The 16222-nt window shown below is 71.5% G+C and carries 14 protein-coding genes; 9 read left to right on the forward strand and 5 right to left on the reverse strand.

What is annotated here, in order from left to right; translation table 11 throughout:
• The first annotated feature begins 187 nt into the window (after nucleotides 1–187).
• From rpsA to OG210_RS25060, 5 genes are all read left to right on the forward strand, one after another.
• A complete protein-coding gene (rpsA, locus tag OG210_RS25040; protein WP_266858061.1) occupies nucleotides 188–1702 on the forward strand; it encodes a 30S ribosomal protein S1 in 1515 nt (504 codons plus the stop codon).
• A gap of 286 nt (nucleotides 1703–1988) precedes the next feature.
• Nucleotides 1989–2927, forward strand: a complete 939-nt coding sequence (locus OG210_RS25045) for a PAC2 family protein (protein WP_328325509.1) — start codon at nucleotides 1989–1991, stop codon at nucleotides 2925–2927.
• A 58-nt stretch (nucleotides 2928–2985) separates the two neighbouring features.
• Complete coding sequence (coaE, locus tag OG210_RS25050) at nucleotides 2986–3585, forward strand: dephospho-CoA kinase (RefSeq protein WP_328325508.1); 600 nt, start codon at nucleotides 2986–2988, stop codon at nucleotides 3583–3585.
• A gap of 144 nt (nucleotides 3586–3729) precedes the next feature.
• Nucleotides 3730–4098, forward strand: a complete 369-nt coding sequence (locus OG210_RS25055) for a tetratricopeptide repeat protein (protein WP_328325507.1) — start codon at nucleotides 3730–3732, stop codon at nucleotides 4096–4098.
• A 58-nt stretch (nucleotides 4099–4156) separates the two neighbouring features.
• Complete coding sequence (locus tag OG210_RS25060) at nucleotides 4157–4858, forward strand: class I SAM-dependent methyltransferase (RefSeq protein ID WP_328325506.1); 702 nt, start codon at nucleotides 4157–4159, stop codon at nucleotides 4856–4858.
• 62 nt (nucleotides 4859–4920) lie between these two features.
• Here OG210_RS25060 and OG210_RS25065 read toward each other — a convergent pair whose 3' ends face one another.
• Both OG210_RS25065 and OG210_RS25070 read right to left on the reverse strand, forming a co-directional pair.
• Nucleotides 4921–5256 carry a hypothetical protein gene (locus OG210_RS25065; protein ID WP_328325505.1) on the reverse strand — a complete coding sequence of 112 codons (336 nt, stop codon included), beginning with the start codon at nucleotides 5254–5256 and terminating at the stop codon, nucleotides 4921–4923.
• 187 nt (nucleotides 5257–5443) lie between these two features.
• Nucleotides 5444–5842, reverse strand: a complete 399-nt coding sequence (locus tag OG210_RS25070; RefSeq protein ID WP_328325504.1) for a RidA family protein — start codon at nucleotides 5840–5842, stop codon at nucleotides 5444–5446.
• 306 nt (nucleotides 5843–6148) lie between these two features.
• Here OG210_RS25070 and OG210_RS25075 point away from each other — a divergent pair, with 306 nt between their 5' ends.
• The 4 genes from OG210_RS25075 (at nucleotide 6149) to OG210_RS25090 (ending at nucleotide 12386) form a co-directional block, all read left to right on the forward strand.
• The gene (locus OG210_RS25075) at nucleotides 6149–7561 is read left to right on the forward strand and encodes a carboxylesterase/lipase family protein (RefSeq protein ID WP_371538779.1); all 1413 of its coding nucleotides are present in this window, start codon (nucleotides 6149–6151) and stop codon (nucleotides 7559–7561) included.
• A gap of 180 nt (nucleotides 7562–7741) precedes the next feature.
• Entirely contained in the window at nucleotides 7742–10675 is a 2934-nt protein-coding gene (locus OG210_RS25080) for a DEAD/DEAH box helicase (protein ID WP_328325502.1), read from the forward strand.
• Nucleotides 10672–11838: an SWIM zinc finger family protein gene (locus OG210_RS25085; RefSeq protein WP_328325501.1), complete on the forward strand. Its 1167-nt coding sequence runs from the start codon at nucleotides 10672–10674 to the stop codon at nucleotides 11836–11838. Before OG210_RS25080 ends, OG210_RS25085 begins: the two co-directional genes overlap by 4 nt.
• A gap of 122 nt (nucleotides 11839–11960) precedes the next feature.
• Nucleotides 11961–12386 carry a hypothetical protein gene (locus OG210_RS25090; RefSeq protein ID WP_328325500.1) on the forward strand — a complete coding sequence of 142 codons (426 nt, stop codon included), beginning with the start codon at nucleotides 11961–11963 and terminating at the stop codon, nucleotides 12384–12386.
• Nucleotides 12387–12441: 55 nt separating this feature from the next.
• Here the strand turns inward: OG210_RS25090 and OG210_RS25095 are convergent, their stop codons facing one another.
• Genes OG210_RS25095 through OG210_RS25105 form a run of 3 tightly spaced genes read right to left on the reverse strand, consistent with a single transcriptional unit; the run spans nucleotide 12442 to nucleotide 16211 of the window.
• Nucleotides 12442–14373, reverse strand: coding sequence for a cellulase family glycosylhydrolase (locus OG210_RS25095; protein WP_328325499.1), 1932 nt, complete (start codon nucleotides 14371–14373; stop codon nucleotides 12442–12444).
• A gap of 18 nt (nucleotides 14374–14391) precedes the next feature.
• On the reverse strand, nucleotides 14392–15387 hold the full coding sequence (locus OG210_RS25100; RefSeq protein ID WP_328325498.1) for a LacI family DNA-binding transcriptional regulator: 996 nt from the start codon (nucleotides 15385–15387) through the stop codon (nucleotides 14392–14394).
• A complete protein-coding gene (locus OG210_RS25105) occupies nucleotides 15384–16211 on the reverse strand; it encodes a carbohydrate ABC transporter permease (RefSeq protein WP_328325497.1) in 828 nt (275 codons plus the stop codon). The genes OG210_RS25100 and OG210_RS25105 overlap by 4 nt, the downstream gene beginning before the upstream one ends.
• Nucleotides 16212–16222: the final 11 nt, after the last annotated feature.

A 16222-nucleotide genomic window follows, 5' to 3' on the forward strand; every position in this document is an offset into this window, starting at 1 on the left:
CCTAGCAGGCTGCGCTTGCATCTGTTGCATGTCCCCTCGGTTATCGAGGCGCCACCGATGTGTTCGGTAACGAACACGGAATACCGGATCGGCGCTTCCTGGGCTGTCCGGCGTCTGCAGAGGCGATACGGGCTCCCGGCGTAGCAGTACCTACGACTTCAATGTCCGTACCGGAGCCCTTTCCCACATGACGAGCAGCACCGAGACCACCGCCACCACGCCGCAGGTTGCGGTCAACGACATCGGCGACGCGGACGCGTTCCTCGCGGCGATCGACGAGACGATCAAGTACTTCAACGATGGCGACATCGTTGACGGCGTCATCGTCAAGGTTGACCGGGACGAGGTTCTCCTCGACATCGGTTACAAGACCGAAGGCGTCATTCCGAGCCGCGAGCTCTCGATCAAGCACGACGTCGACCCGAACGAGGTCGTCAAGGTCGGCGACGAGATCGAGGCCCTGGTTCTCCAGAAGGAGGACAAGGAAGGCCGCCTGATCCTCTCGAAGAAGCGCGCTCAGTACGAGCGTGCCTGGGGCACCATCGAGAAGATCAAGGAAGAAGACGGGATCGTCACCGGCACCGTCATCGAGGTCGTCAAGGGTGGTCTCATCCTCGACATCGGCCTCCGTGGCTTCCTGCCGGCCTCCCTGGTCGAGATGCGTCGTGTCCGCGACCTCCAGCCCTACGTGGGCAAGGAGCTCGAGGCCAAGATCATCGAGCTGGACAAGAACCGCAACAACGTGGTCCTGTCCCGCCGTGCCTGGCTCGAGCAGACCCAGTCCGAGGTGCGTCAGACGTTCCTCACGACCCTGCAGAAGGGCCAGGTCCGCTCGGGCGTCGTCTCCTCGATCGTCAACTTCGGTGCCTTCGTGGACCTGGGTGGCGTCGACGGTCTCGTGCACGTCTCCGAGCTCTCCTGGAAGCACATCGACCACCCCTCCGAGGTTGTCGAGGTCGGCCAGGAAGTCACCGTCGAGGTTCTCGACGTGGACATGGACCGTGAGCGTGTCTCCCTGTCGCTCAAGGCGACGCAGGAAGACCCGTGGCAGCAGTTCGCCCGTACGCACCAGATCGGTCAGGTCGTCCCGGGCAAGGTCACGAAGCTCGTTCCGTTCGGTGCGTTCGTGCGCGTCGACGAGGGCATCGAGGGCCTGGTCCACATCTCCGAGCTGGCCGAGCGCCACGTGGAGATCCCGGAGCAGGTCGTCCAGGTCAACGACGAGATCTTCGTCAAGGTCATCGACATCGACCTTGAGCGCCGCCGCATCAGCCTCTCGCTGAAGCAGGCCAACGAGTCCTTCGGCTCGGACCCGGCCTCGGTCGAGTTCGACCCGACGCTGTACGGCATGGCCGCGTCGTACGACGACCAGGGGAACTACATCTACCCCGAGGGCTTCGACCCCGAGACCAACGACTGGCTCGAGGGCTTCGACACCCAGCGCGAGGCTTGGGAAGGCCAGTACGCCGAGGCGCAGGCGCGCTTCGAGCAGCACCAGGCCCAGGTCATCAAGTCCCGCGAGGCCGACGAGGCCGCTGCTGCCGAGGGTGCTGCCGCTCCGGCCGCGACCAGCGGTGGCAACGCCGGTGCCGGTGCCTCGGGCGGTTCGTACTCCTCGGAGTCGGACGACAACTCCGGCGCCCTGGCGTCGGACGAGGCCCTGGCCGCCCTGCGCGAGAAGCTGGCCGGTGGCCAGAGCTGACGCTCAGGTCCCAGCTGGTGCATAGCTGAAGTCGAGGCCCGTTCCCTCCGGGGGGCGGGCCTCACTCATGTTCTGGTGCGGGTGGTTGCCCGGCCGGCTCCGTCCGTGAACGCTGTGCTGCCCCGTGACGGTGGAGAGGCCGTGTGGGCACGTCAAGGTCTGTACCCATGCGGGTGGGGGAGGGGCCTCTGTCTGTGCCGGTGGTTGTCCGTTGAGGCGGGGCTGCGGGGAATGCGCGGACCGTACGGGGCGTTCTCCCCGGTGAACACGAGGAGGAGCGGTAATCGTGCTTGATCCGCAAGATTTGTACGCATGGGAGCCGAAGGGCCTGGCAGTCGTCGATGTGGCGCTCGCGCAGGAGTCGGCCGGACTTGTCATGCTCTACCACTTCGACGGATACATCGACGCGGGCGAGGCCGGCGACCAGATCGTCGAGGGTCTGCTGGACACGCTGCCTCACCAGGTGGTCGCCAGTTTCGACCACGACCGGCTCGTGGACTACCGCGCACGCCGCCCTCTGCTGACCTTCAAGCGCGACCAGTGGACGGACTACGAGACCCCGACGCTCGATGTCCGCCTGGTCCAGGACGCCACAGGAGCGCCCTTCCTGCTGCTCTCCGGGCCCGAGCCCGATGTCGAGTGGGAGCGGTTCGCGGCCGCGGTCGAGCAGATCGTCGACCGGCTCGGCGTGCGTATCTCGGTGAACTTCCACGGGATCCCGATGGGCGTCCCGCACACCCGCCCGGTCGGGATCACCCCGCACGGCAACCGCACCGACCTGATGCCCGGCCACAAGTCGCCGTTCGACGAGGCGCAGGTGCCCGGCAGCGCGGAGTCGCTGGTGGAGTTCCGGCTCGCGCAGTCGGGGCACGACGTGCTCGGTGTCGCCGCCCATGTGCCGCACTACGTCGCGCGCTCCTCGTATCCGGACGCGGCGCTGACCGCCCTTGAGGCCGTCACCGCGGCGACCGGTCTCGTACTGCCGAGCGTCGCGCACGCCCTGCGCACCGAGGCGCAGCGCACCCAGGACGAGATCGAGCGCCAGATCGGCGAGGGCGACGAGGAACTGACCGCTCTGGTCCAGGGACTTGAGCACCAGTACGACGCGCTGGCCGGATCGGAGACCCGGGGCAATCTGGTCGCCGAGGCGGTCGAACTGCCGTCGGCGGACGAGATCGGCCGCGAATTCGAACGCTTCCTCGCGGAGCGGGAGGGCGACGTCTGAGGCGGCGTTCCGAGGCCCCGACGGAAGGCCACGGCGTACAGGGCCTAGGCTCCTGGCCATGCTGAAAGTGGGATTGACCGGTGGAATCGGCGCGGGCAAGAGCGAAGTGTCCCGGCTGCTCGTCAGTTACGGAGCGGTGCTGATCGACGCCGACCGGATCGCCCGTGAGGTGGTCGAACCGGGAACTCCGGGGCTGGCAGCCGTGGTCGAGGCGTTCGGCGAGTCGGTCCTCGCCGGGGACGGCAGCCTGGACCGGCCCGCGCTCGGCTCGATCGTCTTCGCCGACCCGGACCGCCTGGCGACGCTGAACTCGATCGTCCACCCGCTCGTCGGAGCCCGCTCCGCCGAACTGGAGGGCTTGGCGCAGGCGGATTCGGTCGTGATCCACGACGTACCGCTGCTGACCGAGAACGGTCTCGCTCCGCTCTACGACCTGGTGATCGTGGTGGACGCGGCACCGGAGACGCAGTTGGACCGGCTGGTACGGCTGCGCGGAATGCAGGAGTCCGAGGCCCGCGCCCGGATGGCCGCCCAGGCCACCAGGGAGCAGCGCCGCGAGATCGCCGACATCCTGATCGACAACGACGGCCCGCTGGATGCCCTGGAGCCGCAGGTGCGCTCGGTGTGGGCGCAGCTGACGGAGCGGGCCGGGGGCTGACCGTCCCGCAGTCCCACGGACCGGCGGCGGCACGGGGACCGGCAGTGGTACGGGGCCCGGCCTCGGTCCGGGCGGCCACGCAGTCACTACTACAGCAGTCACAACTACAGCAGCCACAGCTACGACGGAGAAAGGCCAGCACTGATGTCCCACAGCAACCCCGAGACCCACATCATCGACTACCGCGCGGCCGAACAGCTGCTGGACGCCCGTGATCCGCGTGGTGCCGTGAAGCTGCTGGACGAGGTCATCGCGGCTCACCCGGAGAACACCGCGGCTCGCCTGCTGCGCGCCAGGGCGTTCTTCGCCGCCGCGCAACTCCGCCCGGCCGAGCTGGAGTTCCAGCTGGTCCTGGAGCGTGAGCCGGACAACGCCTTCGCGCACTTCGCCCTGGCCCGCACCTTCGAGCGGGCCAGCCGTCCCGAACAGGCCAGGCGCCACTTCAGGCTGGCCGCTGCGCTCGACCCGCAGCCCGAGTATCTGCGGGCCGCGCGGTTCGACTCCGAGGGCTGAACCGGGAGTTCCGGAAAGCGGCGGGAACGACGGCCGGGGCGCGTTCGTTCTGTACGGCATGAGCGTCAGGATGCGCGAGGGGTACGAAGGCACCGGGCCGGGAGCAAGAACGCCCGACGGGTGCTCCGTCGAGCTGTACAAACGGCTGCCGGTCGGGGACGAACCGGATGTCGTCGCCGAAGCGGTCCCGGCCGGAGCGAGCGTTCTCGAACTGGGCAGCGGGGCGGGCCGGGTCACCCGCCCGCTGGCCGAGCGGGGCTTCACGGTCACGGCGGTGGACGAGTCACCCGGAATGCTGGAACAGATCGAGGGCGTCGACCGCGTCCGTACGGTCTGCAGCCCGATCGAGAAGCTGGACACCGGCGAGACCTACGACGTGGTGATGCTGGCGTCCTTTCTGGTGCACGCGGGAGACCCGCGGGTACGCCAGGGGCTGCTGCGCACCTGCCGCCGCCATGTGAAGGACGACGGCTGTGTGCTGGTGCAGCGCGAGGGCCTGGACTGGCACGCGGACGTACCGAGAGAGCGGCGCAACAGCGCGGGCGGGATCGTGCGCATCACGTCCGCGACCCCGGTCGGTGACGGCGTGGACGCGATGGTCTGCGAGTACGTCTATCCCGACGCGACCTGGACGCAGACCTTCCTGTCGCGTCCGCTGAGCCGCGAGGAGTTCGAGCGGCACCTGGGGGAGGCCGGGCTCGTCGTGGACAGATATCTGACGGACGACGGCACCTGGGTCCGGGCACTGCCCGCCCAGTGAGCAGCCGGGGCCCGGGGGCCGGGCCGCCGCCGGTGGACGCGCTGACCCGCGGGGCGTCGCCGTCAGTGGACCAGGGTGTAGCTGCGCCAGGCCACGAGCGGTGGTGTCACCATGTTCGTCAATGTGGTCGCGTTGTACACCGACGGCTTTCCGGTGCAGCCGACGCCCGGGTACAGCCACATGTCGATCAGCGTGTTGTTGGCGACGGTCGCGGCGCCCCCGCGCGGCAGCGGGTGACAGCCGGTCACGGACGGGTTCGAGACGGTGACGACCTTCGAATCCGGTGTGGTGTACGAGATCGTGCCGACCGCCGAGCGGTTGAGACCGGAACAACCGGCTACGGCGAACGGCAGGAGCACTGCGCCGGCGATGAAGCCGAGGCGCCGGTGATCGGACATGCGCGGTCCCGTCTGTACGGAGAGTCACTGGTGGGAGCCAGCCTGCCCGCTTCCGGGCCCCGCGGCATCCGGTGCTGGGCCGCGCGGGGGACGGCGCTCGGCCCACGACGGCGGTCGGGGACGGCGCCCGGTTCACGACGGCGGTCGGGGACGGCCTTCAGTTCACGACGGCGGTCGGGGACGGCCTTCAGTCCACGACGGCGGTCGCGGTGATCTCGACCAGCTGGCCCGGGTACCCGAGGCAGCTGACCCCCAGCAGGGTCGAGGTGTGCGGCCCCGCGCTGAGACCCGAGGCCCGTACGGCCTGCCAGACGGCGGCCAGGGTTTCCGGGGTGTCGCCCACGACGTACACGGTGCTGGCGACGACCTGCGGGAGATCGCTCCCGATCGCCCGCAGCGCCTCGGCCAGATTGGCGAGGACCTGTCCGGTCTGCCGCACCGGATCGCCGGGACCGACCAGCTCTCCCGCCGCGTCGAGCGGTACCGAGCCGGCCATGAAGGCGAGCCGCTGCCCGGCTTCGACCACGGCCGCGTGTGCGTAGCCGGGCGGCGGGAAGAGCGTCGGGACCGTGGTGTGCTGGGCCATCCGGGCCGCCTTTCGCCCGGCACGAGCAGCCGGGGTCTTGAGGGGAAGATCGCGGCACGGTACCAGGGGGGAGGCGCCCGGCACCGCTCCTTTTTCCGGCACCTCTCCGCTGTCCGGTCCGCTCTGTCCGGTCCGCTCTGTCCGGTCCGCTGTCCGGACGGGCTCCGCCGAGCGGGCCGCGCGCCGGTGAACACATGCTTTCGATCGAGCCGTTGCGACCCGAATGTGGGACCCGAATTGAAGAGTGGAGATCTGAAACAGATGGAACCGGTGTGCATGACGCGGCAGGGAGCCGTCCGCGGTCGGATGGACGACGCAGGGGTGGCATCCTTCCTCGGAATCCCTTACGCGGCACCGCCGTTCGGACCGCGCCGGTTCCGTGCGCCGGCGCCGCCTGCACCGTGGCAGGGTGTACGGGAGGCCCATGCACACGGTCCGACCGCGCCCAGAGTGCCGTACGCGCCCCCCTTCGACGCGCTCATCCCCGAAGACCTCGGCAGGGACGGCGAGGACTGCCTCAACCTCAGTGTCTGGACGCCCGAGCCGGGCCCCAACGGCGGCCTTCCGGTGATGGTGTGGCTGCACGGAGGGGCGTTCTCGAACGGTTCGGGGTCGGCGTCCGCCTACGACGGCAGGGCGTTCGCCCGCGACGGTGTGGTCTGCGTGACGGTCAACTACCGGCTGGGCACGGACGGTTTCCTGAGCCTGGAGGGGGCGCCCGACAACCGCGGGCTGCTCGACCAGATCGCGGCCCTGGAATGGGTGCGCGAGAACATCGCGTCCTTCGGCGGCTCCCCCGACCGGGTCACGGTCTTCGGGGAGTCGGCCGGTGCGATGAGTATCGGTGTGCTGCTCGGGACGGAGCCGGCGCGCGGGCTGTTCCGGCGGGCCGTTCTGCAGAGCGGGGGCGCACATCACTTCCTGCGCCCCCGCTCCGCCCGGCTGATCGCCGCACATCTCGCCGAGCGGCTCGGCGTCGCCGCGACGGCCGAGGCATTCGCCGCCCTGCCGCTCGCGACGCTGCTCGGCGCGCAGGCCGAGCTGCGCGCGGAGATCGGGCGCCGTCCCGATCCCGAGCTGTGGGGGGACGCCGCGCTCAATGCGATGCCCTTCGAGCCGGTCGCACCCGGACTCGCCCTGCCGGGCCCGGACTGCGGTGTCGAGCTGCTCGTCGGCAGCAACCGGGAGGAGAACCGCCTCTTCATGGTCCCGACCGGGCGGATGGACACGATCACGGACGAGCGGCTGCGACTGGCGGCGACGGCGTACGGACTCGACCCGGACCGGGCCCTCGCCGTCTACCGCGCGGGCCGTGAGCAGGCGAGCGCGGGCGAGCTGCTGGACGCGGTGGCGACCGACTGGTTCTACCGGATTCCCGCCCTCCGGCTGGCCGAGGCCGTGCCCGGTTCGCACGTCTACGAATTCGCCTGGCGCTCACCGCAGTTCGACGGGGAACTCGGCGCCTGCCACGCGTCGGAGCTGGGCTTCGTCTTCGACAACCTGCACGATCCCACGTATCTCCCGATGCTCGGGAGCCACCCGCCCCAGGCGCTGGCGGACACGGTGCACGGCGCCTGGGTGGCCTTCGCCGAGACCGGGGACCCGGGGTGGCCGGCGTACGGACCGGCCGGCCGCACCACGATGATCTTCGCCGACGAGTCCGGCCCCGTCGACGATCCGCGCCCCGCCGAGCGGGCCCTGTGGGAAGGGGTGCGCTGAGCCGGCCCCGTGTCCGCCGAGGGGCCGCCTCGCGCTGTCGCACTCCGGGGCCCGGCGGCGCCAGCCTGTGGACGTCCCTGCCGGGCCCGCTGGCAGAACCTGCTGCCGGGCTCCGCTGTCAGACCCCGCACCTACACTCGCAGAGAGAGTGGAACCAGGGCGGAAGGGCAGGTGAGCGGGGTGCGGCAGACAGCGGGGACGCAGGGGGCGAGCGGGGCCGGACCCGCCGCGCTCACCCGGCAGGCCGTGGTCTTCCTGCCTGCCGTCCTGCCCCGCGAGGGCCGGTTCGCCTTCTGGGATCCGGAAGCGCGACAGGCACCGGCCGCCGGTCCCGGTGAGCTCGTGATCGTACGGCGACACGGTGCGGCGGTCCGTCGCCGTACCGTGTCCGCCGTCCTGCTGCCCCTCACCGATGCGCTGCCGCTGCTGGCAGCCGCCAGGCACTCCCCGGTCGCCCACCCCGCCGCCCGCTGCTGGGGCGCGGCGGCGCTGCACGCCCTGCAACTGGCCGCGCGCGGGCGGTTCCTGCCCGGGCTGACCGCCGATGACCACGACGCCTGGCGGGCCGGACCGCTCGACGCGGAGGACGTCGCGCATCTCCGTGCGGTGGCCGCCGCCATGCCGCCCGAGGCGTACGCGGTCCCGCTTCCCGGCCGCACGCCCCTGGAGCTTCCTGAGCCCGAAGGGCTGCTCAGGGCGTTCTACGATGCCGTTGCCGACACCCTGCCGCGCACCCCGGCCGCTCCGCACGCGGCCGGGACCGCCTACGCCGCCCGCGCACCGCAGCGGCTGCCGGGGCTGCGCGAGTGGGCGGCCGAGGTGGCGGCCGGGGCGGACGCTGGCGTACAGGTCTCGCTCCGGCTCGACCTCTCCGGTTACGAGCTGTTCGACCGGGCCGACGACGTGGCCGCTCCTGCGGACAGTTCCCCTGCGGACCGTGCCCCAGCGGACAGTTCCCGTGCGGACGGCGCCGTCGGTGACACCGGAGCGGCCGGTCATGCCGCGGCACAGGAGCGGCGGGCCGCTGCGGCTGTCGTCCAGGTGCACAGCCTCGCCGACCCGACGCTGGTGGCCGACGCGGGACGGCTCTGGGCCGGTGACGGCGACGAGCACTTCGGGCCCCGGGTGCGGATCGACACCGTACTGGCGCTGCGGCGCGCGGCGCGGGTCTGGCCCCCGCTGGCCGGGCTCCTCGAGCGGCCCGTGCCCGACGTACTGCCGCTGTCCGAGGACGAGTTGTACGAGCTGCTCGGCCCGGCGGCCGCACGGCTCGCCGCGGCGGGCGTGGCCGTGCACTGGCCGCGTGACCTGGTCCGGTCGCTGTCCGCGGCGGCGGTCGTCAGACCGGCGCCCGGCTCGGCCACGGACGGCACTTCGTTCTTCGACGCGGAGCAGCTCTTCTCCTTCAGCTGGCAGCTGGCCATCGGTGACGACCGGCTGACCGAGTCGGAGATGGACATCCTGGCCGAGGCGCACCGCCCGATCGTGCGGCTGCGCGATCAGTGGGTCGTCATCGACCCGGCCCTCGTGCGGAAGGCACGCAAACGCGAACTGGGGATCCTCGCACCGGTGGACGCGCTGTCGGTGGCGCTGACCGGCAGCGCCGAGGTGGACGGCGAGCCGGTCGACGCGGTCCCGGTCGGCTCGCTCGCGGCCCTGCACTCCAGGCTCACATCGGACACGGCGCCGCTGCCGCAGCCCGCGGGCCTTGAGGCCACGCTCCGCGACTACCAGCTGCGCGGTCTCGGCTGGCTCGATCTGATGACCTCGCTCGGCCTCGGCGGCTGCCTCGCCGACGACATGGGCCTCGGTAAGACGATCACGCTCATCGCCCTCCATCTGCACCGCGCCCGGCCCGAACCCACGCTGGTGGTCTGCCCCGCCTCGCTGCTCGGCAACTGGCAGCGCGAGATCAACCGCTTCGCCCCGGGCGTGCCCGTCCGCCGCTTCCACGGCACGGAGCGCTCACTGACCGGCACCGGGGGCGGCTTCGTCCTGACGACGTACGGCACGATGCGCACCAGCGCCGCCGAACTGGCCGCGCACCCCTGGGGCATGGTCGTCGCCGACGAGGCACAGCACATCAAGAACCCCCACGCGGCGACGGCCAGGGCTCTGCGTACCATCCCGGCCCCGGCGCGGGTCGCACTCACCGGCACACCCGTGGAGAACAACCTCTCCGAACTGTGGGCGCTCCTCGACTGGACGACCCCCGGGCTCCTCGGCCCGCTCAAGACGTTCCGCGCCCGTCACGCGAGGATCGTCGAGAACGGCGAGGAGGACGGCGCGGTCGAACGGCTCGCCCGGCTCGTCAGGCCGTTCCTCCTGCGCCGTAAGAAGTCCGACCCCGGCATCGCCCCCGAGCTGCCGCCCAAGACGGAGACCGACCACCCCGTCCCGCTCACCAGGGAGCAGGCATCGCTCTACCAGGCGGTCGTCCGCGAGTCGATGGCGGTCATCGAAGCGGGCGAGGGCCTCGGCCGGCGCGCCCAGATCATGAAGCTGCTCACCGCGCTCAAGCAGATCTGCAATCACCCGGCGCAGTATCTGAAGGAGGGCCCGTCCCGCCTCGCCGGACGCTCGGGCAAGCTCGCCCTCCTCGACGAACTCCTGGACACCATCCTCGCGGAGGGCGGCTCCGGCGGTGCCGTCCTGGTCTTCACCCAGTACGTGGCGATGGCCCGGCTGCTCTCCGAACATCTCACCGCGCGCGGCATCCCCTCGCAACTCCTGCACGGCGCAACGCCCGTGGCGCGGCGCGAGGAGATGGTGGACCGCTTCCAGGCCGGCGAGTGCCCGGTCTTCCTGCTCTCCCTCAAGGCGGCCGGGACCGGGCTCAACCTCACCAGAGCCGGTCATGTCATCCACTACGACCGCTGGTGGAACCCGGCCGTCGAGGAACAGGCGACCGACCGCGCGTACCGCATCGGCCAGACCCAGCCCGTGCAGGTCCACCGGCTGATCACGGAAGGCACCGTGGAGGACCGGATCGCCGAGATGCTGACGGCCAAGCGCGCGCTGGCCGACGCGGTGCTCGGCTCCGGTGAGAGCGCCCTGACCGAGCTGGGCGACGCGGAACTCGCCGACCTGGTGTCCTTGCGGAGGCACTCATGAGCAGCTGGTGGGGGAATGCCTGGGTGGCCGCCCTGGAGGCGCTGTCGCTCGACGCGGGACGCCTCGAACGGGGCAGGAGCTATGCGGACGGTGGCCATGTCGCAGCGGTGAACGTCGCACCGGGCCGCATCCTCGCCTACGTGCACGGGAGCCGCCCGCGCCCCTACCGGGCGGAACTGCGGCTGCGTACGCTCTCCGGCGCCGACTGGGATCACTTCCTGGAAGCGGCCGCGGCCCAGCCGGGCCATATCGCCGCGCTGCTCGACAAGGACATGCCCCACTCGCTGGTCGACGCGGCGGCCGAGGCTGGTGTCGCCCTGCTCCCGGCGCCGGGCGATCTCGTTCCGTCCTGCACCTGCCCGGACAGCGGCCGCCCCTGCAAGCACGCCGCCGCCCTCTGCTACGAGACGGCGCGGCTCCTCGACGCCGACCCGTTCGTCCTGCTCCTGATGCGCGGCAGGGGCGAGCGCGAGCTCCTCGACGAACTGGCCCGGCGCAGCGCGGCCCACTCCGCACGGGAGCAGCCCCCCGCGCCACCCGCCCCCGGAGTCCCCGCGCGGGAGGCCCTCACCCCGCGGTTCCTGCCGCCCCTGCCGCCGCCGCTGCCCGTCGGGCCGTATCCCGGCCGTCCGCCTGCCTACCCCGAGGCACCCGGGGCTCCCGACCCGTCGGCCCTCGACGACCTCGCCACCGACGCCGCGGCGCGCGCCCACACGCTGCTCACCACCGGGGCCGACCCGGTCAGCGGCCTCACCCCCTGGCAGGACGCGGTCCGGCTGGCAGCGGCCCGCCCCACCGCCGGACTGACCGCCACCACTCGCACGCTCTACCGCGGGCTCGCGTCGGCCACCGGCCGTACCCCCACCGACCTGGCGCGGGCGGTGGCCGCCTGGCGGCAGGGCGGCGCCGAAGGCCTGGCCGTACTCGAAACGCCGTGGGACCCGCCCGCCGGCCCCTTCGACCGGGCCCGCCCCGCCCTGGCCGCCGCCGGGCTGCCGCGCTTCCAGCCCTCGCGCAACCGGCTGACCGTGCCCGGCGGCGCCCTCCAGCTGCGCTTCGGCCGGGACAGCCGCTGGTACGCGTACGAATCCGACCCGGGCCGGGACGACTGGTGGCCCCGCGACACCCCGCACCCCGACCCGGTGGAGGCGCTCCGCCGCTAATCTGGAGGAGCGGTACGCGAACAGGACGCACGATCCGACTCACAGGATCCGACTCACTGGATCCGAATCGCACGATCCGACTCACACGTTCCGAATCGCACGATCCGACTCAAGGGGGCACGGTGGACGCGGAGTTGACGGCGTTGGTGACGGCGGGGGCGACCACACTCGTACAGCAGATGGCGACCGACGCATGGGCGCGCACGCGTGACCGGGTGGCTGCGTTCCTGGCCCGCCGGAGCAGTGCGGATCCCGACGCGGTCGCCGCCGAACTGGACGCGGCCCGTGCGGAACTGGCGACGGCCCGGCAGGACGGCGACGAGCAGACCGCCGCTGATGTGCAGGGGGCATGGCGGCTGCGGATGCGCCGCGCCCTGCAGGACGACCCGGAAGCGGCAGCGGAACTGCGCACTCTGCTGGACGAGTTGGCACCGCAGGAGCCCGCCTGGCACATCGGGACGGTCAACAACAGCGTGACCGGCGGGTCCAGCCACGTGGTGATCCAGGCCGGGACGATCGGAAAGCAGAGCATCGGCCGGCAGGACTGAGAAGCCCCGTGCGCAGCGGCACCGGCGGGGACGGAGCCCCCGCCGGGCCCGGCCGTCAGCGCAGTTCGAGCACCTCGACCCCGTACGGCTCCAGAGTGACCTCCGGCGACTCCGTCCCGGTGCCGAGTCCGAAGAGCCTGCCCCCGCGCGGCCGGACGGTCAGCGTGTCCTGCGACTGGCTGACCAGCCAGACGAAACGCCGGCCGTCCTCGTGGACCAGCACATCGGCACTGACGTACGGGGTGTCCACCGTCACCGGGCGCGCCACCCCGGCGACCTCCGCCAGCGCCTCGTACAGCCGGTGCGTCTGCTCGGGGTTGACGCGCGCGGTGCGGGCGGCCATGTGCTCCAGCGGATAGGTGGCCAGCACCGTCCGGCCCGCCCCCGTCCCGTTCACCAGCAGCGCAGGCCGGCCGTGCGCGTCGGTCGCCACCACGCGCGCGCTCACCGGCACGACGGGCAGGTACGCGATGCTGTCCTCGTTCCCCGCGACCGGGAAGCGCAGCGTCTCACCGGCCTTCAGCGGGCCGAAGTCCTCGGTGAAGGTCAGGTCGAGGACCGTGTCCTCGACCGGCTCGGCGACGCCGTACGACAGCTGGTGTTCCACCCCGAAGAGCCCGTCCAGGTCGTGGAACCACGGCCCGCGGGTCGCCGGGTGCTCGCCCGAGCAGAACGACAGATAGACGGTCGCCCCCTCGCGGGCCCGCCGCTCCAGGTCCCGCCGGGTCCGGGTCGTCAACTGGCGGGTCGAGGGCAGCAGATACAGCTGGACGTCCTCGGCGAGCCCGTCCGCCTCCCGTACGAAACCGACCGGCAGATCCGCGCCGTGCGCCGCGACATACCCCTGCTGGAGCGAGGAGAAGATCAGCGGGCGGTCCGCCGGCCTGCTGTACGGGTAGCCGCGCTCCAGGAACGCCGGGACCACCAGCGCGGCCCCCGCGTCCGCCCGCCGGCACCGGGCGAAGTCGACCTGGCCGAGCACCGTGGCGAAGGCGGCGAGTTCCCGCAGCGGCTCCTTCGCACGGCCCTCGCTGTCCGTGATGCCGAAGTGCATCTCGAAGGGGTGGTGGTCGTACGGCGACTGGTCCCACAGGCCGTCGTAGTCGGTGTTGTTCCAGGCCATCCAGCCCGTCGCGCCGCCCAGCAGCGAATTGTGCAGCGTCTGGCGGTAGTACACCCCCGCGTTGCGCGCCGACACGGTGTCCGTGGACAGGCCGAACTCCTCAAGCACCACCGGCTGCCCCGTCACCGACGCGAGTTCGCACTCGAAGGCCGCCCGGTAGTGCTGGCGGACCATGTCGGTGTCCGAGCGGTAGACGTGCGGGCCGACGAAGTCGACGTACTCGGCGGTCTCGCGCAGCGAGAAGCCGTTGTCGCGCCCGGTCACCTCCTGGCCCCAGGCGCCGTCGCCGAGCGAGACAGGCTGAGTGCCGCCCGCCGCCCGCACCGCGTTGCACATCGACTGCGCCCACGCCGTCACCACATCCGACGACGGCGGGTCGACCTGGTGGATCCGCCCGTACCCCGGCATCTCATTGGTGATCAGCCACCCCGTGACGGCGGCGTGGTCCTTGAAGCGCCGGGTCATCTCGCTCGCGAACCAGGCCTGCCGGCCGACCATCCACACGTCCTCGTAGAGGTCGCGTCCCGCACGCCAGACCGGGTCCCAGTTCTCACCGGACATATGGCCGACGATGAAGGTGGGGACCGTGCCCATCCCGTACTCGCTGTGCGCGTCCAGGAAGTCCCGGAAGCGGTCGCACAGTTCCTCGTCGATCCGGTGCGGTTCGGGGTGGAAGTCCGGCCAGTAGAAGAACGAGCGGGTCATGTTGAGCCCGTGCTCACGCAGCACGGCGAGCTCCTCGCGCACCACACGGGGGTCGTAGTTCCGCCACATCAGGGGGCCGCCGGTGCGGGACCAGAAGTTGGCGCCGAGCCAGGGCAGAACGGCCGGGTCGTGGGCGAGCTGGGCGCTGTGGCGCTGCATGTGTAGTGCTCCAGAGAATCAGACGGGACCGGTCGACTCGCGTACGACGAGCCGGGGTTGTCCGGTGAGGGGTTCAGGGGGTACGTCCTCGCCGCACCGCGCGAGCAGCGCCCGGGCGGCAGCCGCGCCGGCCTGCTGGACGTACTGGTCGACCGTGGTCAGCCGGGGGTGGATCCAGCTGCCGACCGGCAGGTTGTCGTAGCCGACGACGGACAGTTCCGCGGGCACGGAGAGCCCCGCGCGCTGCGCCGTGCCGATGCCGCACACCGCCATCGAGTCATTGGCGAAGACGATGGCGGTGGGCCGCGGATCCAGGGCGAGCAGCTGCTCGGTGGCGGAAGTGGCCGCCGCTTCGGTGAAGTCCGTGTGGAGCACCGCGACGGGGGCCAGGCCCGCCCCGGCCAGGGTCTCCTCGAAGACCTGCTGCCGGAAGCGGGTGTGGAGCAGCCCGGTCGGCCCGGTCACATAGGCGATGCGCCGGTGCCCCAGGTCCAGCAGATGGCGGACCGCCTCGCTGACCCCGCTGCCGTGCGCCGAGCCCAGCAGGACCGCGGGCAGCCCGAGCCGTTCCAGCAGCGGCGGCCGCGGGTCGTCGGCCCGGTGCTCCGTCAGCACGGCCCCGTCGACCCGGCCCTCGGCGGCGAGCCGCTCGTACAGAGCGGTCTCCTCGCGCACATCGCCGGCCAGATGCAGCAGCAGCCCGTACCCGCGCGGCGACAGTTCGCTCTCCAGACCGGTGATCAGCTCGGAGAAGTGCAGATCGGTGCCGAGGACGTCGGTGGGGCGGCGTACGACCATCGCGACCGTGCGGGTACGGGCCCTGCGCAGCGCGCTCGCCGACGCGCTCGGCGACCAGCCGAGCCGCCCGGCCGTCTCCAGGACGCGGCGCCGGGTGGGCTCGGAGATCCGGCCGGTGTTGTTGAAGACCTTGGACACGGCCGCCGTGGAGACCCCGGCCTGCGCGGCGACGTCCTTGATCGTGGGCCGGGGGCGGGCCGCCGTACCCCGGCTCACATCTTCACCGCGCCGCTGACCAGGGCCTGTTGCATCCGCTTCTGCAGCAGCGTGTACATGATCCAGACCGGGACGAGGGTGAGGATCGTACCGGCCGTGAGGACGCCGTAGTCGGTGCCGATCTGCGATTTCAGGGTGGGCAGAGCGACCTGGATGGTCCGCAGGTCCGGGTCCGGGCCGATGATGATCAGCGAGTACAGGTACTCGTTCCAGAAGGTCAGGAAGTTCAGCAGCAGCACCGTCGCGATACCCGGCATACACATCGGGGTGTAGATGTGCCGCAGCACGCCGAAGGTCGACGCGCCGTCGATCCGGGCGGCCTCCTCCATCTCGGGCGGGATGGTCCGCATGAACTGGATGAGGATCACCACCGACAGCGGCATCGCGGTGGCCGGCAGGAACAGCACCATGAACAGCCGGGTGTGGAAGAGCCCGGTGGCCGCGGAGAGCAGGAAGGTGGGGAAGAGGGCGGCGAACGTGGGAATGAGGAAGCCGAGCGAGAAGATCCGCTCGATGACGGCGCCGGTCCGGCCCCGCGCGCGGGCCAGCGAGAACGCCGCGGGGATGGCGAGCCCCAGCGTCAGCGCCAGCGAGAACACCGTCACGATCCCGGAGTTGAGGATCGCCATCCCCAGATCGGCGCTCTCGAACGCGGTACGGAAGTTGCCGAACCCGAACGACGTCGGCGGCGCGAGCGGGTGGGCGAAGATGGCCTCGTTGGACTTGAACGCCGACGCCAGGAAGTAGTACAGCGGGACGGCGAGCAGGACGGCGTACGCCCACACCAGAAGGTGCGCGGGGAGCCAGGACTTTCTGAACTTCATGGTGGCCATGG

Origin of the sequence: Streptomyces sp. NBC_00466 (assembly GCF_041433995.1) — a bacterium.
Lineage (GTDB): Bacteria > Actinomycetota > Actinomycetes > Streptomycetales > Streptomycetaceae > Streptomyces.